This is a genomic window from Spiroplasma endosymbiont of Sarcophaga variegata, assembly GCF_965178695.1.
Taxonomy (GTDB): domain Bacteria; phylum Bacillota_I; class Bacilli_A; order Mycoplasmatales; family Mycoplasmataceae; genus Spiroplasma; species Spiroplasma poulsonii.
The window spans coordinates 526011-552261 of the sequence record NZ_CBCXVU010000002.1 but is presented as its reverse complement, the minus strand read 5'-3'; the positions used below and the strand labels follow the sequence as shown (position 1 = coordinate 552261).

The 26251-nt window shown below is 26.5% G+C and carries 17 protein-coding genes and 5 pseudogenes; 19 read left to right on the top strand and 3 right to left on the bottom strand.

Annotated elements, in window-relative coordinates:
- The first annotated feature begins 132 nt into the window (after positions 1 to 132).
- From ACOBME_RS04625 to ACOBME_RS04595, 7 genes and pseudogenes are all read left to right on the top strand, one after another.
- Positions 133 to 1095: an IS1/IS1595 family N-terminal zinc-binding domain-containing protein gene (locus tag ACOBME_RS04625; protein ID WP_338963247.1), complete on the top strand. Its 963-nt coding sequence runs from the start codon at positions 133 to 135 to the stop codon at positions 1093 to 1095.
- Between the two features lie 322 nt (positions 1096 to 1417).
- Positions 1418 to 1852, top strand: a pseudogene (locus ACOBME_RS04620) (DUF3627 domain-containing protein).
- Between the two features lie 151 nt (positions 1853 to 2003).
- The gene (locus ACOBME_RS04615) at positions 2004 to 2207 is read left to right on the top strand and encodes a DUF2649 family protein (protein WP_338964616.1); all 204 of its coding nucleotides are present in this window, start codon (positions 2004 to 2006) and stop codon (positions 2205 to 2207) included.
- Positions 2207 to 3219 (top strand): annotated as a pseudogene (locus ACOBME_RS04610) (hypothetical protein). Before ACOBME_RS04615 ends, ACOBME_RS04610 begins: the two are co-directional and overlap by 1 nt.
- A pseudogene (locus ACOBME_RS04605) lies at positions 3212 to 3472 on the top strand (hypothetical protein); the annotation flags it as partial. The pseudogenes ACOBME_RS04610 and ACOBME_RS04605, both read left to right, overlap by 8 nt.
- A 50-nt stretch (positions 3473 to 3522) precedes the next feature.
- Positions 3523 to 3861 (top strand): hypothetical protein, encoded by a 339-nt coding sequence (locus ACOBME_RS04600; protein WP_338964619.1) that lies wholly within the window; start codon positions 3523 to 3525, stop codon positions 3859 to 3861.
- Positions 3776 to 5980: pseudogene (locus ACOBME_RS04595) on the top strand (spiroplasma phage ORF1-like family protein). The gene ACOBME_RS04600 and the pseudogene ACOBME_RS04595 overlap by 86 nt, the downstream one beginning before the upstream one ends.
- A 256-nt stretch (positions 5981 to 6236) precedes the next feature.
- Here ACOBME_RS04595 and ACOBME_RS04590 read toward each other — a convergent pair.
- Entirely contained in the window at positions 6237 to 6431 is a 195-nt protein-coding gene (locus ACOBME_RS04590; protein ID WP_338964334.1) for a lipoprotein, read from the bottom strand.
- Positions 6432 to 6550: 119 nt separating this feature from the next.
- On the opposite strand from ACOBME_RS04590, the pseudogene ACOBME_RS04585 reads away from it, so the two are divergent.
- The 11 genes and pseudogenes from ACOBME_RS04585 (at position 6551) to mgtA (ACOBME_RS04535) (ending at position 21907) form a co-directional block, all read left to right on the top strand.
- A pseudogene (locus tag ACOBME_RS04585) lies at positions 6551 to 7522 on the top strand (IS30 family transposase).
- A 244-nt stretch (positions 7523 to 7766) separates the two neighbouring features.
- Positions 7767 to 8441, top strand: coding sequence for a hypothetical protein (locus tag ACOBME_RS04580; RefSeq protein WP_419334446.1), 675 nt, complete (start codon positions 7767 to 7769; stop codon positions 8439 to 8441).
- Between the two features lie 74 nt (positions 8442 to 8515).
- The gene (locus ACOBME_RS04575) at positions 8516 to 10144 is read left to right on the top strand and encodes a lipoprotein (RefSeq protein WP_338964328.1); all 1629 of its coding nucleotides are present in this window, start codon (positions 8516 to 8518) and stop codon (positions 10142 to 10144) included.
- Between the two features lie 170 nt (positions 10145 to 10314).
- The gene (locus tag ACOBME_RS04570) at positions 10315 to 10608 is read left to right on the top strand and encodes a PTS sugar transporter subunit IIB (protein WP_338964325.1); all 294 of its coding nucleotides are present in this window, start codon (positions 10315 to 10317) and stop codon (positions 10606 to 10608) included.
- A 202-nt stretch (positions 10609 to 10810) separates the two neighbouring features.
- Entirely contained in the window at positions 10811 to 11773 is a 963-nt protein-coding gene (locus ACOBME_RS04565; RefSeq protein WP_338963247.1) for an IS1/IS1595 family N-terminal zinc-binding domain-containing protein, read from the top strand.
- Positions 11774 to 11949: 176 nt separating this feature from the next.
- Positions 11950 to 12081: a hypothetical protein gene (locus ACOBME_RS04560; RefSeq protein WP_338964322.1), complete on the top strand. Its 132-nt coding sequence runs from the start codon at positions 11950 to 11952 to the stop codon at positions 12079 to 12081.
- Positions 12082 to 12159: 78 nt separating this feature from the next.
- Complete coding sequence (gene mgtA / locus ACOBME_RS04555) at positions 12160 to 14874, top strand: magnesium-translocating P-type ATPase (RefSeq protein ID WP_419334443.1); 2715 nt, start codon at positions 12160 to 12162, stop codon at positions 14872 to 14874.
- 243 nt (positions 14875 to 15117) lie between these two features.
- The gene (locus ACOBME_RS04550) at positions 15118 to 16653 is read left to right on the top strand and encodes an APC family permease (RefSeq protein WP_338964317.1); all 1536 of its coding nucleotides are present in this window, start codon (positions 15118 to 15120) and stop codon (positions 16651 to 16653) included.
- 213 nt (positions 16654 to 16866) lie between these two features.
- Positions 16867 to 17838, top strand: a complete 972-nt coding sequence (locus ACOBME_RS04545) for a lipoprotein (RefSeq protein WP_419334441.1) — start codon at positions 16867 to 16869, stop codon at positions 17836 to 17838.
- 57 nt (positions 17839 to 17895) lie between these two features.
- The gene (locus ACOBME_RS04540; RefSeq protein WP_419334439.1) at positions 17896 to 18315 is read left to right on the top strand and encodes a hypothetical protein; all 420 of its coding nucleotides are present in this window, start codon (positions 17896 to 17898) and stop codon (positions 18313 to 18315) included.
- Between the two features lie 859 nt (positions 18316 to 19174).
- The gene (gene mgtA / locus ACOBME_RS04535) at positions 19175 to 21907 is read left to right on the top strand and encodes a magnesium-translocating P-type ATPase (protein ID WP_338964313.1); all 2733 of its coding nucleotides are present in this window, start codon (positions 19175 to 19177) and stop codon (positions 21905 to 21907) included.
- A gap of 66 nt (positions 21908 to 21973) precedes the next feature.
- Here mgtA (ACOBME_RS04535) and ACOBME_RS04530 read toward each other — a convergent pair whose 3' ends face one another.
- Positions 21974 to 23326 (bottom strand): M17 family metallopeptidase, encoded by a 1353-nt coding sequence (locus tag ACOBME_RS04530; protein WP_338964311.1) that lies wholly within the window; start codon positions 23324 to 23326, stop codon positions 21974 to 21976.
- Between the two features lie 132 nt (positions 23327 to 23458).
- Between ACOBME_RS04530 and pepF the strand changes: the two genes are divergently transcribed.
- Positions 23459 to 25264, top strand: a complete 1806-nt coding sequence (pepF, locus tag ACOBME_RS04525) for an oligoendopeptidase F (protein WP_338964309.1) — start codon at positions 23459 to 23461, stop codon at positions 25262 to 25264.
- 95 nt (positions 25265 to 25359) lie between these two features.
- Here the strand turns inward: pepF and ACOBME_RS04520 are convergent, their stop codons facing one another.
- Complete coding sequence (locus ACOBME_RS04520; protein WP_338964307.1) at positions 25360 to 25899, bottom strand: cob(I)yrinic acid a,c-diamide adenosyltransferase; 540 nt, start codon at positions 25897 to 25899, stop codon at positions 25360 to 25362.
- Between the last annotated feature and the right edge of the window lie 352 nt (positions 25900 to 26251).

The following is a 26251-nucleotide window of genomic DNA, read 5'->3' as shown; positions in this document are numbered from 1 at the left end:
AATTATCAACCGCATTTTAATTATAACATTTATTTTTTTAAAAAAAATTTTTCTTTAATTTTGTCGAAAACTCTTGATATTTATAAAATATACCTAAAATTAGGTATATTTTTAATATATGGAGGTAAATAAATGATGAAAAAAATAATTACAGAATTAATAAATAGCTTAACAGATGATCAATTTTTAGAATTTTATGAAAAAATAAAACAACAAGCAGACTTAATTAAAAAACAAAAACGTTTAAATGAAATTGATCAAAAATTTAGAGATAAAGGCATTATATGTCCTAATTGCAAATCTTTTCATTGTGTTAAAAATGGTCATAATTCCGAAGGAAAACAAAAATATTTATGTAAAAAATGTCGTGCTAGTTTTGATGCATTTCGTCATCATTTTACTTATTGAAGTCATTTAAATTATGAACAGTGAAATTTATTAATTCAAATTTCATTGTTAGGACAATCTAGTAAAATAATTTCTCGTTTTATTAAAACAACCCCAAAAACCGCTTGATATAATCGACAAAAATTAATGCAATCAAAACAATTAGAAAATACACAGTTAAAATTTAAAAAATTAAATGGTCAAATCCAAATGGATGAAACATTTATTAAAGAAATTCATAAAGGCAATTTTAAAGATAAATTTGATAAACGAAAAACTCATCTCGATCCATTTTCAACTGATACCAAATGCTGTATTCAAATGGCAGTTGATAGCAATAATAATATTTTTGTTCAATCCACCAATACCAAAAGATTACAAAAACAATGGATTATTGAAAATATGAATAAGCAACTAATTAAAGAAAAATCAATAATTATTTCTGATATGCAACCACTATATTTATTAGTAGCAAAACAAACAAATTCTACTCTATATTCCACCAAAACTAGTACAAACCCTGATACTAGTTATCAAAAGTTAAATAAGATTAGTAAATTACAATCCAGTCTTAAAGAAGCCTTAATTCATTATCATGGTTTGGGTTTCACTAATATTCAAAATTATTTAAAGCTCTGAAAATGAAAATACCAACACAAAGGTTTAACACCAAACCAACAATCAACGGTATTATATTTTAACGTTTAAAAAATTTAAAGCAAAATCATAATCTTACACAAAATTAGTTTTCAAATTGTCATATTGATGATTTTTTTTATTTCATCAAGAGTTTTCGACAAAATTAAAGACTATTATTAAAAATTAAATAGTATTTTTCAGTGTGTCAATTTTTATTATTTTATATATTTAACATTGTTAATAACATTGTTTATTAAACATTAAATAAACAATATATAGCATTATGTATAACATTGTTAATAATCAGTGTTTTTATCAATAAGTAAACAATATATAAACATTAAATATAACATTGTTTATTAAATAAATATTTAGTTAGGAGTTGATAAAATTGAGTAATTTTGTTAAGAAAAATCAAAATATAGAAAATTATTTTATTCGTAAAGAGTTGATAGTTTTTGAAACAGAAAAAGCAATTTTTATAAATTTACCTAATCATAATCGTCATATTGGTTTTTGGTTGAGTAATAAATTTATTTATCTGAGTGAAAAACACTCAGAACAAGTAGCAATCGGTTTGATTTATGATAATTCTTATCCTATTGTAAAATATGATGAAAATTTAAAACGTCATGTGTGAAAATATTTAACTGGAGCAGAACTAATCAATTTGTATAATCAATACAAATAAAATTATTTTACACAAATGAAAAAAGCAATATTTCCTGGTGAACCTCAAAAAGTAAAAACAACTAACAATAATTTAACAAATTGAAGTGATGAAAAAGTAGATAAATTAATTAATGACTTGAAGGACTTAAATTAATGGGTTTATATGATTATTGAGTTCAATTTGTTAGTTATATTATTGGTTCAAATGCTCATGAATTTTTATATGTCATATCATTTGTATTATTTATCGTTTTATTTTTGGGGATGTTTTTTAAACTTATTCAGAAAATGTGGAGTTTTTAAATATGCAAAATGATTGAGAAAAATTAAAAGAGTTTTTTATTTATGTATTTTTGTTTATAGATAAAACTAATGTTGAAATTATTACAACTTGAAATTTAAATCAAAATGAATATTTAACTCTTATGATTGGTATTTGAATTGTGATTTTATTTTTAACGTGGTTTTTATTGTGAATGGTTTTTAAAATAGTTGGGTATTTTAAGTAATGAAAAAATTTATATTTTTCTTAAAAAATTATTGTTATATTGGTGGTTCAATGATTTTGTTTAGTTTAATTGATTTATTACTTTGAATAATTTCATTAAATTATACCGGTTTAGTATTTTGATTATTGTTTGCTTTGCAATGTGTTTATTTTGTCTGATGAGTTTGAAAAAACATATTTTATCAGTTGAGTGCTTTTCGTTTAGTTAATTTTGTTTGAGATAATCCGTTATCAGTAATTATTGGTAAGTTAGGGACGGGAAAAACTTTACTTTTAAATTATTTATCACAAACTATGAAACTATTAACAGATAAGATTTATAGTAATTATCCGTTAGAAGATGATAAAGTTAAAGTTTTAACATTTAAAAATTTAGATTTTACAGATAGAACAAAACCAGTTCCCCCAGATGATAGTGTTATTTTATTTGATGAAAGTTATTTATATATTGATGGAACTAGTCCCCACGATGAGAAAAAAGTTCGTAGTGGTAAAATTCCGTGAATTGTATTAGCAAGACATTTTGGTAATCGTGCTTTATTTACTGCTCAGCGTGAGGGTATGATTTGAAATAATATTCGACAATTAGCAAGTGGTATTATTATTCCAATTTCATTGAAAAAACCTATTGCTAAAAAGGATTTAATTTTTTTAATCGTTTCTTTATTATGCGAATTGGTATTTTTCAAGATATTACAGATTATGAAATTTGAAAAACAAAATCAGTATAACGAACAGCCGAAGGTAAACGAGCAAAACATAAGTCGGATGTTGGGTTAGGAATTCGGTTTTTTAAAATAATTATTCCATTAGAATTTGCACAGAAATATGATAGTAAATGATTAAAGTTTGTTCGTGATTTAAAAAATGATGAAATAGTTAATTATAAAGAATATTATTGGTCAGAAATTACTAAATTAAGTGTTAAAGAGCGTTTAGCATTGTTTGATATTGATATTTTGAAAAAAAATTTAAAACCTAAAAAAGAAAAAGGAAGTGATAAAGATGATTAATTTATTATCAGAAAGTAATAATTGAGATAAGATTTTTAGTTTGATTTTTGATGTATTTTTGTTTATTTTTGATGTAATTTGAAATACTAAATTACCAATGACAAATACAACTATTGCTTATTTTATTATCTTTTTTATGGTTGTTAAGTTATCAATTTATGCTATCCACGGAACAAGAACACAATATAATGAATTAGGTTCAACTGTTAAAAACAATACATCAAAATTGTATGCTTCAACAGTACGTGGTGTTAAAAAAGCACATAAGGCTAATAAAAATGGTCGGTGAAAGGAAACAGATTAATGATTAGATTAGTTTTATTAGTTGCTGCAATTGCTATTTTTGGTACTAGTTTTATTACGGTGATTATAAATCAATTAACATCAGCAAAAAATATCATTATGGATTTATATAACTCAGATACTTTTTTACTTTCTTTGTTTGGTAAAATGGCAATTTTGTTTAGTCATCCATTAATGTTAACAATATCAAGTTTATATATTGTTGGGTTTATTGTTTCAAAAACATTGTATAGTTGGGGGTTGAATTATAAATATGAAAAAATCATTATCTTTATTTGCCATATCTATTTTAGGTATTTTAGGTTTAATTATTCCATTTATTACTTTAACAGCATTTAAACCCTTAAATCAGCAGAATTATACTGTTAATTAACAAACAATGGGAATGAATGAAACTGATTTTATTAATACAATGTTTTTACGCAGTAGTTTTTTTGAAAACTGGTCTGAAACAAATTACTTTATTAATCCAACTCTAAAAACATCACAAACATTAACTTATAATGATAAATGATATTTAGACTTTTTAAAGGATAGTTATTCAACGGGAATTTCATTTGATAAGCCTAGTGATGAGTTTATGGATTTATATAAAAATTGAGATACTTATGCTAAACAATATAATATTGATAAATTCTATGATGTTGATAAAAAACAATTTTTAAAAGAATTAACTAATTTTTCTTATTCTTTTGCTAAGTATTTTAATACTGTGGAAGTTATTAATAAATTAGAAAGAGGTATTGATAATTTACAATTAGTTAAAATGATTAATGAGTTTTGAATACAAATTCCTAGAACACAGGCGCCTAATAAAGAATTTTTAACTGCTACTAATAAATGATATTTTTATGGAGAAAAAAGAAATGGTCAATATTTGCTTACAAAATTTTATTTTGATAATAATTTTATTAAAAATCAAAACACTTGATGACAACACTTAAAAAATGATTCAGATTTTATTTGAAACTATAATTTAGTATATCGTTGAGATGGAAACGGTGAACCAGAATTACCAGTTGTTGATAATGATGGCAAATTAAAATTATATACTGAATATTATCAAAATGTTCGTTCTTTTTTGCTTAAATATATTGATGTTATTGTACAAGAAAATATCCGAATTCAGCAAGGTGGTAATCCAAACTATGATGACCCAAATTTGGGTAGTGAAAGAATAATTTTTGATTTTGAAATTATTAATAATATGGAAAAATTAGATTGAAAACCTGATGTTATTTTAACTAGAAAATCAATTTATCGGATGATTTTAACAATTGATGAAAATAAAAATATTATTGCTGGTAGTTTAGAATTAACACATTTTAAACAATATTGGGATGGTAATAATGCAAATAGTTATTGGTATACTGATGATTTAGGTTTTTTATTTTCTTTCATAAAAGAAAAAGAAGATACTTTTAATTTTAGTGCTGAAACTTATAATTATTATCAAGGTAATTCTCCTAATATTGGTAAAATGGTTTTTGAACAGATGAAAGGTCAAATTGATATTAATAAATTTTTAAAAGCCTTTTTTACCCATGCTTTGGTACCTGTATTTCAAAATCGCAGTAATTTTATTGAAAGTGGTTATATTGATAATTTACAGTATGATACTGTTTTAATTAATTTTTTTGGTTTAAAATTGATTAATTTTAGAGATGTTTTAATTGATGAAACTAATACTAATAAAAATCAATTTGAAAAACTATTAAATAGTATGTTTACGGTTTCCCAAAATTTTTATAAAGATTATTTACGTACCATTTTTGATTTAGAAAATGATACTTATGTACAAGGATATAATAAAAAATATGGTTTATTAGCAAATAATGGTTTTAAAATTTATCCTCGTTATTTTTATTTTTCTGATAAATAAAATCAATTAGACATTAAATTGTATTCAGCATTTAAAAATCGTTTTTATAATACTAATTATGGTAATGTATTTAATTATGATTTTTCAGTTGCAAATAATTATAATATTAATCAAAATGAAGGTTATATTTTTGAAGGTGCTTTAAAAGATAAATACGGTTTAAAATACAAAAAAATTGAAGAACAAAAAATCGGTTATAATGTTTTTGAATTACAAGCCCAAAAAGAAAATGATATGTACCGTTATTATGATTTTAATTTTGGAATTTATAACTGACAAGAAATAAATAATGGCGGGTTGTTTCCTGATGGACAATGATGACAAGCCCAATATGAAAGTTGTAGTTGATATAATTTAGCGTGTCATATAAAAAATGCTGCAATTTGAATTGTAAATAATATTCCCGGTGTTAAACAAGTAAACGAATTAGCAAGCGGTGTTGGTAAAATATTTCAAACAATATATAGTTTTTTTAGTCAAACATTTGAGGTATGAAAATTTAGTCCAGCATTATATAATACAATAACAAATATATTCCTATTAATTATCTTTATGAAGTTTGTTCGATTAATTTAAAAAAGGACTTGTTAGTCCTTTTATTCTTTTCAATCAATTATTAGTCCTGTGTCTTTATTAATTTCTGGTATTTGTGGTTCATTGTTTTTATTTCAACGATATACTAAATTATAGTTTCAAATAAAATCTGAATCATTTTTTAAGTGTTGTCATCAAGTGTTTTGATTATTAATAAAATTATTATCAAAATAAAATTTTGTCGTTATATAATTATTTTCATATTTATTTATATAAAAATATCATTTATTAGTAGCAGTTAAAAATTCTTTATTAGGCGCCTGTGTTCTAGGAATATTAGTTCATTTGCTATTTTCTGGTAGTTGTTGTGGTTATGGTGTAGGTTTATTACCCCCCCGTTTTCATTATTATTTGGTTTTTCACAACTAATTAATGTTGTTGTACTTGTTGCTGTTAATCCGATTACTCCTAAAATACTTAGTAACTTTTTCATATTTTACTTCTCCTTTATTAAAATTACTTGAATGCTATAATTGATTTTATCATATATCAATAATGTATTAAATAATTTTAATATTAAATTTATAAATTAATGAAAGGTATATAAATGTTATGTATAGTCATTTAAGTTTTATTGATAAGGTTAAATTGGAAAAATTATTATTATCAAAATTATTTTTAAAAAAGAATGGTGAAATAAATATTTCACAAATTGCTAAATGTTTGAACAGAAATCGTAGTACTATTTTGCGAGAAATTAAGCGTTTTAAAACTATTGATGAATATAGTGCTTATAAGTCAGATAAAATGTATTATGAGAAAAGAAAAAAGAATAATAAAAGATATAAGTTTACAGAAGAACAATTAAATTTTATTAATATAAGATTTAATGTTTATCGTGATTCTCCATCACAACCTATTCATCGTTATTTTCTAAAGTTTGGTATTAAATTTCCTGTTTGTGTTAAAACATTGTATAAATGAATTCGTTTGGGTTTTTATGGTTTTTTAAAACATAATTTACGTCATTGTGGTAAAAAATATAAAACAAAAGGAAAATTTGATAATCGTGGTAAATTAATTAATTTTAAATCAATATGAGATATTGAGAATAAAGAGACTGATGTTGGTTGATTTGAAATGGATACCATAGTTGGAAAAGAGCATCAATCTAGTAATTTGGTTTTAGTTGAACAAAATAGTAAAAGTTATTTTGTTATGAAATTAAAAAATCATACTGCTAATGAAGTTGTGGAAAAGTTTAAAGATATTGTTATAAGTAATAATTTATTTGGGAAAATTAAAGGAATAATAACTGATAGAGGAAAAGAATTTAGTAAATGAAGATAATTAGAAATATTTGCTGAAACACAAGTTTATTTTTGTGACCCTGGTAAACCACAAAAAAAACCATTAATTGAATATATGAATTCTGAACTTAGACAATGATTTCCTAAGGGAACTGATTTTAATAATGTTAGTCAACAAAAAATAAATTGAGTAGTTAATGTTATAAATGATAAATTAAGGCCTGTTCTTAATTGAAAAACAGCAAAAGAGGTATTTTCAGATAATTTTAAATAGGTTTATTTGAAGTAATTTAATAAATTATTTTTTAGTGTGCTTAATTTTCCTTAAAATAAAATAAAAACTATAAATATTTTGATTTTTAAAAATTTATAATTGATTTTTTATGATTTTTATTGTATTATTTGACTAATAAGATTTGTTGCACTTCATTTTACATAATTCCTGCTAAAATCTTAGTTTTTTTGCGGTTCTTTATCTTGCTTCATATATTACTAATCTTTCTGTTTTAAAAATAAAAGTGAAAAAAACCTTGGCAATTGTTTTTTTAGTTGTAATTCAAATTAGTTTTTATTTTTTATTAAATATGTCGCGATTACTAATTATTCATAATTTACTACACTTAATGGCTTTCCTTATTAGCTGATGAGTTTTAATCGGTAAGCACCATTTCCCAAACTATTATACTGATTCAATAATATGTGCTATTTCGATTGTGTTTGAACTCATCTTAATTGTAGTGTATGCCGTTGATAAGGTCAAAGTTAAAACACCAGATAGTGCTGTTATTTTTGGCTTTTTAGGAATTGTTTCAGTTATTGTAACATTATATTTTTTTAGACAACTGTGAACAAAATATTTAAAAATGATTTTAATTAATAAGATTTTAACTTACATTAATGCAATGAAAGCAAATCATAGTGTTTTATTTGAAAATAATTTATCTGTTGTGTTATTTTCACAAAGTGTTTTTGTTCTATTTTTAATTGCTTTTTCAGTTGATAGTTCAATTATGATTCGTAAGATTTTATTAATTTTTAAAAAACATAATATTAAACAAAACCTTAATTTTGTTTTGTTAATTGACTTAGATAATATTATTAAATGATTACAAATGCATATGTTAGTTAATAAACGTAGTGATAAGGAGTTAAAAATTGTTGTTAATGGTTATCAACGGGAGTTATTAAATTAGAATGCTCCCTTAGGTAGTTATTTTTGATTAAATAAAAGTTTTTATTAATGTAGAGAGTGTAAAGGAGATAAAAAATGAAAAAACTTTTAACTATTTTAGGTACGCTTGTTTTAACTAGTTCATCAGCTTTTAGTGTTACAGCCTGTCAAAACCAACCTTCTACGGTAAAGCCACCAGATGATCCAGATGAGCATGGGCAAGATGTTCCAACGCCAGCGACAGATCCTATTCAAGCGGCAAAAAATAAAATTATTAATAAATTAAATCGTTTTTTTGAATTAACACCAATGATTGTTGATAGTAATGATTTTCAGACCGTTAATGCGGATAATGCTTTTGATGTTTTAAAAAATAATTTTACTGAGTTTGGTGATGATTTAACATTATCACAAACTAGTTTTAGTAAAATTGAGATTGTTGATAAATCAGTAATGCATTGTGGGCAATTAGAAGTAAATGCTAGTTTTAAAGGAGAAGAATTAGTTAATCCAAAAACAAAAGATAATAATTTTGCTGTTGCGGTTACTACTAATGATTTAAAATTAACAAATGAAACAATTCAAAAATTAAATCAAAGTTTAACAATTATTTTTTCAAAAATGAATTTGCCAATTGCAGGAAGTAATTTGCCAATTGAAAATATTTTAGATATAGTTGCGCAGGTTGGGTTATTTAATAATTTACCAACCGTTATTCCAACAAAATTTGATGATAGTGATTCAAATTGAAAAAAATGACAAAATTTTATTAATTCATTAACTAATTTACCATTTGTTGGTGATTTTCTTAAAGATGGGGCAATTGATAAAACAATTAACCAGGATGTTATTATTGGAACGACAGCAACAATCACAATTAAAGCAAAATATCTTGATATTTTAAATAGTTTGGCACCAGATATTATTCATTTTCGTAATTTTATAATTGAACAACGCCAACAACAAAAATCACAAAACTTATTATTACTATTAATTCAGTATTTATTTGATGCACCACGAAATATTAACGATGATGGTTTTTTAGATGTTAATAAAGATATTAATAGTAATAAGGGTGGCAAAATTAAATTTAATACTAATTTAGAGCATATTTTACATAATTTATTTGATGGTTGAAAAAACAAAAGTAATGAATGATCAGCGGTTAGAACCCCAATTTCAATTGTGGTTGCTGTTAAAGTACTTTTTGTTACAACAACTATTAATATTAAATATGAACAAGTTCCACCACGTTGATACCAAGTAACATCAGGAACAGAAGGGATTATTGATATTCTTCCAGTTCAACAATTTAAATCTTTTGTTAATCAATTATTTGATTATGATTTAAATTCTGATTTAAAATTAACAGCGCATATTGTTAAGTGAGATTTTGATTTTCCAATTTCACTTAACACACAAATTCAACAATTGATTCCAACAATGTTGAAAATCAATGGTCATAGTGATGCAGCAATTGCTGATAGTGAAGTTAAATTAACTAGTGGTAAATTGCAGATTGAATATCAAGATGAACCAAATGGGGAATGAAAATTAGCGAAGGGTGTTGATGATCTAGTATCAGCGCTTGATATGTGAATTAATATTGGAGGGATTGCTTTTACGGTAAAAGCAATTAATGATAAAACAATTTTATTTGAAACAACTAATGAAGATTTACATATGATTTTTATTCCAGATATTAACTGAAACATTTTAGGTTAATAATTTTTTCCAAAGTTTCTATAGATTTCTTTTAAGTGAAACAAGGGATAAACAATAAATATCAATGACTTTAGTAATAATACTAAAGTCATTTTTTGAATTATTGCATTTTTAATTTATAACCAGTATAATTTAATATAATTATAAATAATAAAAAATGGAGGCTTTATATGAAAAAGATTAGTTTAATTTGTTCAGCGGGGATTAGTACTAATCGAATTTTAGATAAGATTAATGATGTTATTGCAAAAAATAACTATGATATGCAATTTTTTGCAATAACACCAGAAGAATTAGAATATGATGATTATGATATTATTTTATTAGCCCCGCAAGTTGAATATTTAACAACAAAAATAACAGCTATGCTAAAAAATAGTAAAGTTGTTGTTTTACCATCTGAATTATATATTAACAATGATTCAGAAGGAATCATTAATTTTGTTAATACACTATCTGATTAGATTAAGTAACATAATGTAAAAGACTACTTTTGCATTATTTTTTATTTTTAGACAGTATTTTTTATCAAACTTTTTATTTATTTTTCTTACAAAATAAAAATATTTTTTATATAAAAAGTATACTTTAATTTTGTCGAAAACTCTTGATATTTATAAAATATACCTAAAATTAGGTATATTTTTAATATATAGAGGTAAATAAATGATGAAAAAAATAATTACAGAATTAATAAATAGCTTAACAGATGATCAATTTTTAGAATTTTATGAAAAAATAAAACAACAAGCAGACTTAATTAAAAAACAAAAACGTTTAAATGAAATTGATCAAAAATTTAGAGATAAAGGCATTATATGTCCTAATTGCAAATCTTTTCATTGTGTTAAAAATGGTCATAATTCCGAAGGAAAACAAAAATATTTATGTAAAAAATGTCGTGCTAGTTTTGATGCATTTCGTCATCATTTTACTTATTGAAGTCATTTAAATTATGAACAGTGAAATTTATTAATTCAAATTTCATTGTTAGGACAATCTAGTAAAATAATTTCTCGTTTTATTAAAACAACCCCAAAAACCGCTTGATATAATCGACAAAAATTAATGCAATCAAAACAATTAGAAAATACACAGTTAAAATTTAAAAAATTAAATGGTCAAATCCAAATGGATGAAACATTTATTAAAGAAATTCATAAAGGCAATTTTAAAGATAAATTTGATAAACGAAAAACTCATCTCGATCCATTTTCAACTGATACCAAATGCTGTATTCAAATGGCAGTTGATAGCAATAATAATATTTTTGTTCAATCCACCAATACCAAAAGATTACAAAAACAATGGATTATTGAAAATATGAATAAGCAACTAATTAAAGAAAAATCAATAATTATTTCTGATATGCAACCACTATATTTATTAGTAGCAAAACAAACAAATTCTACTCTATATTCCACCAAAACTAGTACAAACCCTGATACTAGTTATCAAAAGTTAAATAAGATTAGTAAATTACAATCCAGTCTTAAAGAAGCCTTAATTCATTATCATGGTTTGGGTTTCACTAATATTCAAAATTATTTAAAGCTCTGAAAATGAAAATACCAACACAAAGGTTTAACACCAAACCAACAATCAACGGTATTATATTTTAACGTTTAAAAAATTTAAAGCAAAATCATAATCTTACACAAAATTAGTTTTCAAATTGTCATATTGATGATTTTTTTTATTTCATCAAGAGTTTTCGACAAAATTAAAGAAAGTATATAATTTATTTTTTTATGTTAGAATATATGTGTATTATTTTTAACGAAAGAAAGAGTGGTGATATTTCTATGCTTGGACAACAGGAACAGTCCGGAACCAGTAGGGACCAGTTAACAAAGGGTATTAATTTTAATAAGAGTAATACATTATTTAATATTGTTTCTGACCATCAAAGAGATAATCACCGTAATTATGCATAATTATTAATATTTTTGCTTGCGCTAATTTATCTTATTATTTTGTTGTGTCAAGAAACAAAGTAGGAAAGGAAGCAGAATATGTTTGGGAGAGATAAAACAAAAGAAGCTTTATTAAAAAAGCTAAATTTTAATGATAAAAAATTAAAATCATGTTCAAAACTTAACCAAACTGAATTATTAACTGAATTTAAAGATAATCAGTTTGGTGTAAAAACTACTGATGTAGAAAATTTACAAAAAGAATATGGATATAATAAAGTAGATGCTACAAAATTTAATTGAGTTTTAAATTTCTTTAAATCATTTTTTGGACCATTTAACTTAGTTTTAATGGTAATTAGTGTTTGAAACTTTTGTGAATTTTTCTCTACTCCTGTTGCAGAACGGGGAATTACGGATGTTTTACCAGCAATTATTGTTGCAATAATGATTTTTGCAAGTGGGACTGTTGTTTATATTCAAACAATTAAAGCCCACTTTGTCACAAAAAAATTAATTAGTATTGTTAGTAATAGGGCAATGGTAATTCGTGATATTGAAGGATATGGCAACATTAATCATAATAATATGTTTGAATTAATTAAAAAAGGAGAAGATATTGATGTTCGTGATCTAGTGCCTGGTGATTTGGTTTACTTATCAAGCGGGGATATGGTTCCTGCCGATGTTCGAATTTTAGTTAGTCGTGATTTATTTATTAACCATGCTTCATTTACAGGAGAATCAATGCCAATTGAAAAGCATGCAATAACAGATAATACTAATTTATTAGAATTAGAAAATATTTGTTTAATGGGGACAAGTGTTGTTTCAGGAAGTGCAATTGCAATGGTTGTTCAAACTGGAGCCAAAACATACTTTTCATCAATTTCAAGTGCATTACAAGAAAAACGTCCATTAACAAATTTTCAAACAGGAGTACAACGTGTAACATTTTTGTTAATTATGTTTGTGCTAATTATGGCACCAATTATTTACCTAATTTATTCAGGAACTAAAAATGATTGACTAGGAGGACTTACATGAACAGCAGCGGCAGCAGTTGGGATTGTTCCAGAAATGTTGCCAATGATTGTAACAAGTAATTTAGCACGTGGGGCTCGTAAAATGAGCCGCAGCAAACTTGTTTTTAAAAATTTAGGGGCAATTCAAAATTTAGGAGCAATTGATGTTTTGTGTACTGATAAAACAGGAACGTTAACAAATGATAAAATTGAGTTAATTAATTATGCAAGTTTAGATAATAAAAAAGAAACAGATTTATTGAAACTTTTATACTTAAATAGCTATTTTCAAACGGGAATTAAAAATCCACTAGATACTGCAATTATAGATCATGTTAAAGATAGTTTACATCATTTTACTCCTGATAAATATCAAAAAATTGATGAAATTCCTTTTGATTTTGAACGTCGTCGTTTAACAATAATTGTTAAAAACGAAGAAGAAACAAAATTAATTTCAAAAGGTGCAATTGAAGAAATCATTAATGTATCAAATAAAATTTATTATCAAAATAAAATTGTTGATTTAGATGATGAAATGAAAAAACAAATTACTAGTACTGTAACACGTTTAAATAATCAAGGATATCGTGTTTTAGGAATTGGTTATAAAGTTGTCAGCGATAATAAAAAAGCATATAGTGTTAGTGATGAAGAAGATTTAATTTTTTATGGATATGTAACATTTTTAGATGTTCCAAAACCATCAGCAGCAAAAATGGTAAAAGTATTAGCAGCTCGTGGAGTTGATTTAAAAATTTTAACAGGGGATAATGCTGCTGTAACTCGTTCAATTTGTGAACGGGTTGGGATGCAAATTAAAGGGATTATTTCTGGTGAAGAGTTAGACAAATTAACTGATTATGAATTAAAACGTGCCGTTGAAATTAATAATGTATTTGTTAAACTAAATCCAATTGAAAAATCAAGAATTATTGCTTTATTAAAAGCAAATAATCATATTGTTGGTTTTATGGGTGACGGAATTAATGATGTTCCTGTTTTACGACAAAGTGATATTGCAATTTCAGTTAACAATGCAACTGATGTTGCTAAAGAAGCATCAGATATTATTTTATTAGAAAAATCATTAGATGTAATTGAACATGGAATTGAACAAGGGCGTTTAACATTTGGAAATATTTTAAAATATATTAAAATAACAATGGCGTCACAATTTGGAAATGTTTTTACATTAATTGTTGTGGCCTGGTGAATACCATTCACGCCAATGCTGCCAGTACAAATGTTATTCCAAAATTTAATTTATGATTTTTCACAATTCGCAATTGTGTTTGATCGTGTTGATGAAGATTTCTTACTACAGCCACAACGTTGACGAACAAAGGGAATGTTATCGTTTACCTTTGTTAATGGTCCGATTAGTAGTTTCTTTGACATAATTACCTTTGTTATTTTAGGATATGGCTTTGGTGTCTTTAATGCATATGCTGCTGATCCAAATTCAGCTAATGCTGCTTACCATATTGCTATTTTCCAATCGGGGTGATTTATTGAAGGATTAATTACACAATCAGTAGTAATGTTAATGTTTAGAACAAAACAAATTCCATTTATTCAATCAAGACCAACTTGACCAGTTAATGTATCAACAACACTTGTTGTGGTGTTAGGATTCTTAATTCCATATGTCTTTAACAATGTCTTTCCAATGACCGCGCCACCATTGGTATATATTCCAATTGTGTTGGGTGTCATTGCGGCATATTGTATTACCGCACAATTATCAAAAGTTGGTTATATTAAAGTGGTTAAAAATTGATTATAAAACAAAATAATGAAATATTTTAAAGGAATGACCAATAAAAAGGGTTATTCTTTTTATTTTTTAATGGAATTACTATTTTAATGTTAAAATTTTAAATATACTTGTGTTAAAATTTTGACATTAAATAATATAGGAAGATTATTATTTAGCGTTTTATAATTTTGAGAACTGAAAAAAATAAATTAATGGAAAGGGTGATGTTAAATTATGCAGAAAAAGGCTGCTCAAAAATATGGATTTTTTATGTGCTTTTGTATGGTTGTTGGAACAGTTGTTGGAACAGGGATCTTCTTTAAAAACGAGGGGGTTTATGGTCTAACGAATGGTAATGGAATTTTAGGGTTAATTGCTTGAATTATAGGAGGTGTTATGGCACTTTCATTTGGATTATCGTTTATGGAAATTTCGTCGGCAAAACAAGATTCTAATTCAGGAATTGCTTTATATGCAAAATTATTTGGTGGTCAACGTTTTGGCCGTGTTGTCCGAAATGCAATGAATCATATTTACATTCCGTTAACTACTTTTACGGTGGCTTATTATACAACAAAAGCATCAATTTGAGCTTTTGGTGGTGGCTTAGCGGCCGAAGTTGCGTTTAGTGAAAGGGTTGGTGGTTATGGAAATTATCAGTTAATATTAACCTTTTTTGTGGTTTTTTATACTATTTTATTAATGTATATTTGTACTTATTTAGAAAAAACTGGGAAGTATATTCAAATGACAACCGTTGTTTTAAAGTTAATTCCGTTAGTTTTAGTTGGTTTAATTGGAGTGTTCTTTTTTAAAAATGATCCAAATGCTTTTAGTGAATCTGGTTTAGGAGATCCTGATAAATATAAATTGGTATCAAACAAAAGCGGATTTGAAATGATTTTAATGGCTTTGCCGGGAATTTTATTTTCATTTGATGGGTTTTTATCAACAACATATATTCAAAAAGATGTTAAAAAACCAGAACGTAATATTCCATTAGCATTAGTATTAGGATTAACATCAGTTACTATTCTTTATCTAATTGTTTCAATTGGAACTTTAAATTTAGATGCTAGTGGAAGCGTTGCTGCTGCCGCGGGAAAGATTTTTAATAATCCTGTTGCAAATAAAGTTTTTGAACGAGTTATTTTCTTCTTTATTTTAATTAGTGCTTTTGGAACTTTAAATGGTTATAGTTTCTCAATGGTAAAATTAACTCGTTCATCAATTGAAGATAATTTTATTATTGGGACAAAATTGTGTAATAAAATTGTTGCGAAGCGTAGTCTTAATTTAGCAAACTTTGTTGCAGCAGTAATCATAACATTATTATGAGGGTTAATTATGGGAATTCCAACCATTTTTGCAAAAGAAACGTATAATTTTTATGATTTTATTAGTAATGCTGGTGTTGTTGTGGCTTTTCTAATGTATGGCGCAATTATTGGGTTAGGAATTTGAAATCGTTATCACCAACGGATTAAAACAGCTAAAAATTGATATTTTATTCCAGCTGCTGTGATTAGTGTGCTTTGTATTGTAACAGTTATTAGTTATAATGTTTATTCATATTTCTTAAATGCAATTGTAATGTTAGAAAAAACAGGACCAATTTTAGCAATTGTTTGATTACTTTTAATTTTAGTTTTACCATGACTTGGTTTATGAATGAGAGATAATGAAACAAAAGTGAAAAATATTACTTTTAAGAACGACATAAATGTTCAAAACAATAGTGCTAATGGAAAGATTAGTGCTAACAGAACAGATAATATTGAAGAAAGTAAAGATAATGAAACGTAGTTAACAAAAAAATTAAACATATCTAAAAGATATGTTTTTTTATTGTTAATAAATCCCCCTTTTTCGGTAGGGGAATAAATCTGTTGAATGGGGGAGTTTTTCTTAGTTTACCCCCTAAAATAGGTAAAAGTTTATTTTTTATGTAAAATCCACTTGCTTTTTTTTGCAATAATCAAGAATTATATAGAAAAATACAAAGGAGAATATTTTATTATGAAAAAACTATTAAGCATTTTGGGGACTATAACATTAATAAGTACAGGGACAACTTTCCTTATTAGTTGTAGTAATAAGATGACTGATGATAATGAGCCAACTGATGAACCAGCTGCTGCGAAGGATGCAAAAATTTTAAATGAAATTTCAAAGCGAGCTTCAAATAGCTTGCAAAAATATGCTTCAAAAAAATCAATGATTGATGAAACAAACTATGATATTAGTTTTGAAAAATTATATAAAATGGTAACATTAACTAATCCATCAGTTGTGCTTGCTATTGATAATCCTGATGTAGCAAAAATTTTACAATTAATTAGAACAGGTTTTAATGCTGAATTTGAAAATATTAATCGTGAAATTATTAACGATTATCCAAATTATTATCCAACAGCTGAACAATTAGCGGTTGTGGAGAATTCAATTAATTATCAATTAAATTATATTGACTTAACACAATTAGCAAAAATAACAGGAGTTGATGTTACAAATGTCAATGCTGTTCGATTGGATTTTAGGTTTAATTTTGTTGTTCGCTTTAAAAGTTTGGAAACAACAGTGCCAGTTACAATTTCATATGTTTTAACTGGAAATGCTAAAATTGTTAATGATTTATTATCAGGGGTTGTAGCAAAAGTTGCAAAACCAATTGTTAATTATTTTAACCAAATTAAAAGTATTAAAATTGATAGTAATCAAGATTTTGAAAAATTATATGATAATTTTGATATTATTTATACTAATAACTATGAAGAATTAGATACAATTGTAATGCATAAACTTAATGAACCTATTAAAATCGATGATGATTTAGCACCATTTAAAGATAAAATTACTTTTGTTGATTCAGAAAGAATGTTAAATTTAGTATCAGCGCCAATTACGGAAGCGGCGGCCGGTAATGTGGCCGGTTCTAATGCTGTTTTTGACCTGGTTGCAAATCGAACAACAGCAAAATGAAGTGGTTAAGGATTTAATCCTGATCAATTAACGGGACAAAACTTTTTAAATTTTTATCGGTCAGTTATGCCAATTTTTCAAACAAGTAAAGGAATTCTACAGTTAGGGTCATTTAATGTTAAATTATTAAAAGTTCAAGTTGCTGGGTTTCCATTATCAGGAGTTGTTGCAGATAATAACAATCAAAACTTAAATGTTAGTGTTGAAGTGTCTGATCAAGGATTAAATAAAAAGTTAACAAATTTTGGTAATATTATTGCGGCATTTAATGAGTCATATAAAGCTTTAACAACTAATGCAATGTTATATTATATTGATGGAAATGATAATATGCTTTATCCAAATGCTTCATATAAACCTGGTGTGACATCGGGCGGAAATGTTTATTGAACATTTGATTATCGTTTTGGTGTTGACAAAGATAGTTCCTTTATCTATTCGGTTTATAGTGGATATCGAACAAGTTTTGGAATTATAAGAGAGTAACAATAATAAGTGATACTAATGTCAAAATTAAGGTTACTTTCCTTTTTTTAATGATATAATAAAAATATAAATTTTATTAAAGTAAAAAAATATTAAATAATGAAAGTATAATCCTTATCGTGATTATACAAAAACAACTATGCTTTCACAATAATTAACCTGTTTTATTGGTAATTTATGAGAGTTTTAGTTTTTTAGAACTCTTTTTTTATCACTGGTACCAAAATAGCAACATTAAAGGTGTGTGGTTACTAATGATTATTATTCACAATGCTATGTCTTTTTGTCCAATTTTATTTTGAAGTATCTTTTTGAATACAAAGTATATTTTGTTGTTTAGAAAGAAATATGTTCCCCCAGCAGAGGCCATTTTATACAAGATATCAAAACAAAATAATATGCTGCTATAATATTTAAGAAAAAGGATAATGCCTAGTTACTAAACGATTATTAGGAATCAGTAAAGCTAAAGCATAATTGCTGAATATATGTTAGTTTTTTAGTGAATGCCAAACTAGGCCATTATTTATTAATCTGTTATGATACAAAATAATATATAATCTAATAAAATTTTCCAAAAACAAATAAAAATGATATTAATTTTATAATTAATATCATTTTTTTATTTTTTGTTAATTAATATTCTGGACTTTTTTGCATTATTTTCGTTATAATTAATATATAAGTAATAACAAAGAAAGGCTGTGGTATGAACTATTCAGATGTATAAAAATTATGAAAAGAAAGTTATTATGGATTTAGGAATTTTATTACTTTGCAGATTTAATTTAAATTGTGTTAAAAGTCCTAAATTTATAATGGTTTGAATGTAATTTTTATCGGAGAAAGGAGTTTTGTAATGGCGAAAATAATAACTAAATTTAAAGGTGATAATAAAGACTTTAAAGGACGAAAAAAGGAAATTGGGTTTTTAAAAACAGATGAAATTAAACAAATTTCACAATTTTCGCAAACGGAAATTTTAGAGCATTTTGATCTTAAAAATTTTGGGTTAGATTATGATGAAGCAAAAGAAATGGGAAAAAAATATGGTGATAATTCTCAACAAAAAACAAAGTTTCATTGGTTTAAACATTTTTTAAAAGTATTATTAAACCCCTTTAATATTGTTTTAGCAGTAATTGCAACTTATAATTTGGTAAGTTATTTTACTTTGGGTGGCGATAGCTTTGAAATAATTGGTGTTATTATTATTGCTATTATGATTATTATTAGTACCACAATTGCCTACATTCAAGATATTCGTAGTTTTTTAGTTACAAAAAAATTAACTGATTTAGTTAGTAACACCATTACGGTGATTAGATTAGAACATAATGAAAAGGTTGCTGAGGTTTCCGTTAATAATAATACTAGTTTAATTCGTGAGGCAAAGGAATTAGAAATTCATGAATTAGTACAAGGAGATTTAATTTATTTATCAAGTGGGGATATGGTTCCTGCTGATGTTCGAATATTATGAAGTAATGAGCTTTTTATTAACCAGTCAAGTTTAACGGGTGAATCACTGCCAGTTGAAAAGCATGCTAGTTATAACTCACATAAACCAAGTTTATTAGAATTAGAAAATATCTGTTATACAGGAACTGGTGTTGTTTCGGGAAGTGCAATTGCAATTGTTGTTGGGGTTGGTCAAGATACATACTGTGCGACAATTTCAAAAACATTACAAGTTAAACCACCAGAAAATAGTTTTAATCGTGGAATTAAAAGAACAACATGATTATTGTTATCTTTTATGTTTGTGATGGTGCCAATTGTGTTTGTTATTAATGGGGTGACAAAAAATGATTGATTAACCGCATTGTTATTTGCAATTTCAGTTGCCGTTGGTTTAACCCCAGAAATGTTACCAATGATTGTGACTTCTAATTTGGCACGTGGAGCAAGCCGGATTAGTAAAGCGAAAGTTGTTGTTAAAAAACTAGAGGCCATTCAGAATTTAGGGGCAATTGATGTTTTGTGTACTGATAAGACAGGAACTTTAACAAATGATAAAATTGAGTTAGTTGATTATCAATTATTAGATAAAAAGAAAGATGATCGGTTATTAACATATTTATATTTAAACAGTTATTTTCAAACGGGATTAAAAAACCCCTTAGATAAAGCAATTATCCATTATATTGATGATAATCATTTATCAAATTTTAAAAATGATTATCAAAAAATTGATGAAATTCCGTTTGATTTTAATCGTCGTAAGCTGACAGTAGTTGTTCGTGGTAAAGATGAGCATCATACGTTAATTTGCAAAGGTGCAATTGAAGAAATTGTTAAAAATTGCACCAAAATTGAATATAATGGGCAAGTTGAAGATTTAACTGCAGAGCATTTACGAATGATTAATGCAACAACTGAACAAATGAATACTCAAGGGTTGCGGGTTGTTGGTTTGGCATATAGTCATGGTCATGACACTGATACGTATTATTCACCAGCTGATGAAAAGGATTTAATTTTCTATGGTTTTGCTTCGTTTTTAAATAAACCAAAGCCATCAGCAGCAAAGATGATCCAATTGTTACGCAAAAATGGTGTACAGTTAAAAATTCTAACTGGTGATAATGAACAAGTAACACGAGCAATCTGTGATCGTGTTCACTTAAAAATTAAAGGGGTTGTCACGGGTGATTATATTGAAAAGCTAAGTGAATTTGAACTTCGTGATGTTGTTGAACAAAATAATGTTTTTGTAAAATTAAATCCATTGCAAAAAGCTAAAATTATTACTGCTTTAAAACAAAATAAGCATATTGTTGGTTTTATGGGTGATGGCATTAATGACGCGCCGGTATTACGCCAAAGTGATGTAGCTATTTCGGTTGATAATGCAACCGATATTGCGAAAGAAGCATCAGATATTATTTTATTGGAAAAATCACTATTAGTATTAGAAAAAGGAATTGTCCAAGGACGACAAATTTTTGGAAACATTTTGAAATATATTAAAATTACAATTGCTTCCAACTTTGGGAATGTGCTAAGTATTTTAGTAGCATCAGCATGATTGCCATTTCAGCCAATGATGCCAATTCAAATTTTATTTCAAAATTTATTGTATGATATGTCACAATTGGCAGTTGCCTTTGATAAGGTTGATGCTGATTTCTTATCAAAACCACAAACATGGACAACAAAAGATATTTTACCGTTTGTCTTTATTAACGGGCCAGTCTCCTCAATTTTTGATATTTTAACTTTCGTTGTGATGGGTTACTACTTTGGAGTGTTAAGCAATCCACAACATATTACTGCCGAACAAGTGACTTTATTCCAAACAGGATGATTTGTTGAAGGATTAGTAACACAAACTTTAATTGTTCAACTATATCGAACAAGAAAAATTCCATTATTTCAATCAATGTCATCATGACAATTATTGGTGGCGGGGGCTGCCGTGATTGCAGTGGGAATTGCATTACCATACACATCAGTTGGACCACAATTAAGTTTAGCGCCATTACCAGCAATATACTTTGCTTGACTCGCCTTATTAGTGGGTGGTTACTGTTTTATGAGTCAAGGCGTCAAAGTATTTTATATTAAAATGTTTAAACGATGATTATAGATTTACGATTAGTAAATCTATTTTTTATAAAATAAAAAACATCTTGCAGTTGCAAGATGTTAGGTGTTAACCTTTAAACATTTCAAATAAAGTTTTAATCATAACACCAGTTCCGCGACCATCAGTAGTGTCAGCTGTTCCAGCAATGTCTAAATGGATATATGGTTTTTCTTCAACAAATTCACATAAAAAAGCAGCAGCAGTGGAACTTATTGCAAAGCGTGAACTCTCAGCATTAGTTAAATCAGCAATTGGAGTTTTTCGCATTACAGCAGTATGTTCTTCTAAGATTGGCATTCTTCAGATTCCTTCATGTGCATTTGCTGCAGCATTAGCGAACTGATCATATCAACCATCATTATTAGCAAAGACCCCAGTTAACCATTTTCCTAAGGCAACTAGAATTGCTCCAGTCAAAGTTGACGCTTCAATTAGTTTATCAACATTTAATTTACGAATTGCATAAGTAATTCCATCAGCTAATACTAATCTTCCCTCCGCATCAGTATTGTCAATTTGAACGGTTTTCCCGTTCATTGACGTGATAACTGATTCAGTTAGGGTTGCTTTTCCCCCAATACGGTTTTCAGTTAAACAAGCAACCGCAGCAATATTTGTTTTAACTTGTGCTTTTGCTAAAGTTAAAACTGTTGAACAAACAATTGCTGCTCCGGACATATCAAATTTCATTCCGGCCATAGCAGTTGACGGTTTTAGATTATACCCACCACTATCAAAAGTAATTCCTTTTCCGACTAAACCAACTTTTTCTTTACTACTACTATTACCAGTATATTCTAAGACAACAACTCGTGGTTCTAGGAAACTACCAGCATTGACAGACAATAGGAGACCCATTTTTTCTTTTTCAATTTCTTTTTTATCTAAAATAGTAACTTTTAAATTAGCAATCCCCTTAGCAGCATTTGCAATTTTTTCGGCAAAAATTTCTGGATACATTAAGTTTGGTGGTGTATCTTGTAACATACGGGCAAAATTAACAAATTCCATTTTAATTTTAATTTCTTCAAAAACAGTTGCTGCTTTATCACAATTGTGAATTAAGTTAATTGTATAAGTTTTTTGTGCTTTTTTGGTTGTTTTTAAAGTATAACTATCATTTAAAGCATATAATGTTCCTTCTGCTAATGCTTTGAAAATATGACTATTTGGTTCAGCGCCTTTTTTAAAAGTATCAACCTCAATATTTAAATTATATTTTATTGTGCTCATAAATTTTTTAATAAAATCTTCTGCGGTTTTAAAAGTTAATGCTTTTTCAAAATAAACATAAAGGATTTTTTGATCTGAAATTAATGTTGTAACACCATTTTCTTGAATAACTAATGGATTAATGTCAGCCCCTTTAAAAACTGCTTTTAATGTTAAATCTTGTTTTTTGTCGTTTAATAATACCATTGTAAATTTCCCTCTTTCTATTTAGATTATTATATAAGTAATATTATAACATTAACTAGGATAATGACAAAAATATTTTGTTTTTCCGTTATAATTATGAGGTATAGTTTTGATAGAGAGAAGGAAAAAATAATGAAGCGAAAAGATGCACCAACACAATATAAATGAGATTTTAGCCATTTATATCAAGATAATAAAGCGTGAAAAGCTGATTTAGCTAAAATTGTAAAAAAATTAGAAGAAATTATTACTTTTAAAGGAAAGTTAAATGATCCAGTTATTTTTAAAAAATATGTCTTATTGGACGAAGAAATTGATTTAATTGCTAGTAAAATGGGACAATACTTGCATATGGGGGATATTGATACAACTGATTTATCATATCAAGAATTAGCCGGAATTTATTCAAATACTTTAAATCAAATTTCAAGTCAATTAGCTTTTATTGCCCCGGAGTTAAAAGCAATTGGTGAGGAAACCATTATGATGTGAATTAAGAATGATTCAACCCTTAGGGTAAATGAATATAGTTATCGTAAGTTTTTTAAAAATGCTAAATACATTTTAGGAGAACGTGATGAAGAAGTATTAGCATTGGTTACTCGTTCTCGTGGTGTCGCTTATGATTTATATGATTTATTAGCATATGCTGATAAAAAACCAGTGTTTATTGATTATCATGGTAAAAATACGGAATTAACAAGTGCTGTTTATAGCGAAATTATGGAAAAAACTGATCCGTTAACTGAACAAGAGTTTCGGATTAAAGCAGCACAATTATTTACCGAGCATTTAACTGATAAGAAACACGCTTTTGCTCGTGTTTATGAGGGAATTATTCAACATAGTGTTGAAGCAGTTCGTTTACGTGGTTATCAAAATACTTTACAAGCAGCATTAAGCAGTGATGATGTTTCAGAAGAAATTTATGCAAGTTTAATTAAATATGGTCGCGAAAATAGTCGCTTATTTGTTCGTTATAATGAATTGTTAAAAAAACATTTTAAGTTTAAAAAATTTTATGCGACAGATCGTAGTTTAAAATTAGTGACTAATGTTGCTTCATTGGACAAAAAATATACTGTTGAAAAAGCAAAAACAATGATTCGTGAATCATTACAACCGTTAGGATCAGAGTATTTGACTCAATTAGAAGTAGCATGAAGTGATCACCGAATTGATTATTTTGAAGATACTAATAAACGAAGCGGTGCTTACTCATCGGGTGGTTCGGGAGTTGACCCAATTATTTTAATGAATTGAGATGATACAATTGGGTCAGTTAATACACTAGCCCACGAAGCAGGACATTCGGTTCATACTTTATTAGCAGATCTAAATAACAAATATCCGTTAAATAATTATCCAATTATTTTAGCAGAAGTTGCGTCAACGGTTAATGAACATTTATTATTTGATTACTTATACAAGCATACAACAAGTAAAGAAGAAAAAATTTATTTATTACAAAATCGTATTGATGAAATTATGGCTACTTTTTTCCGTCAAATTCATTTTGCTGATTTTGAATGAACAGCACACAAGATGGTTGAAAATAATGAGCCATTAGATGCTGATAAATTAGCTGTTCTTTTTGAACAAAAAGCAAATGAGTTTGGTTATACTGTTTTTGACAAGCGTGATCCAACAAAAAAAACATATGGGTGACTACGAATTTTACATTTCTTTAATTCACCATATTATGTTTATAAATATGCGACATGTATTGTTGCTTCCTTTAAACTTTATAATGATGTTATCAACGGTGAACCAGAACAATTATTAAAATTCTTAAAACAAGGTGGCCAAAAAGAACCATTATTAATTCTAAAAGATATTGGGATTGATTATACTGACTCAAATGTTTATCGTGCTTTAATCACAAAGTTAACAGCAATGATTGATGATTTAGAACAACTACTATTTGCTAAAGTATAAGACTTTTTGATAAAATAAAACAATTCGTTTTTAACGAATTGTTTTATTTTATAACATTATTAATTATAAAAACATTAGTTTAATAAGTATTTAAATTAAAATTCAATGCCTTTTCGTGCCGGAACTTTTTGATAAAAATAGTGCTTTGTTGCTTGAACATGACTTACTAAATCAACAGCATTAATTAAATTATCGGTAATATGATGGCCGGAAAAAGCGATTTCAATACTAGGGTTTTTATTTTTAATAACTTCAATTAATTCTGCTTCGGTAATTAATTCGTTATAAATACAGCCAAGAAGTTCATCAACGATAATTAAATCAACTGTTCCATCTTGACTTAGTTTCTTAAGTTCTTCAAAACCAACACGCATTTCTTTACGAAGAACTTCTTTTTCTTGATCATCCATTTCTCAAAAAAACTTTGTGTTTGATGAATAGTAATTAATTACCTCGAAATTAGGGTCATTTAATTTTTGAAAAAATAACATTTCTCCAGAAATACGATTTTTTAAGAATCGCAAATATTTAACTTTTCATTGATATCCTAAAGCACGAATTGTCATTCCATTTAAAATCGATGTTTTTCCTTTTCCATCACCATAATAAATATGACAGTAACCCTTTTTTTGCATAATTACCTCCTTATGTATAAACATTGTACTAAAAAGTTCCTAGTTTTAACTTTTAAATATAAATAAATAAGCAAAAATATACTGGCAAGTTTTATTTCTAATTTTAAATAGAACAGTACTAATATTAATTTTGTGATAAGATTAAATTACCATTTAAAGAATTTAAATGTAGCTTAGAATTAACAATAAAAAAATAATTTTACAATAATATTAACTTTAAAAAAATTACTATGAAGATATATTCGATATTAACAAGTAAATGAAAGGATAAATATTATGAAAAAGATGTTGTTAACAGCCATTATTATGGTGACATCAATGAATGTAGTTCCTTTGAACTATCAATCTCAAC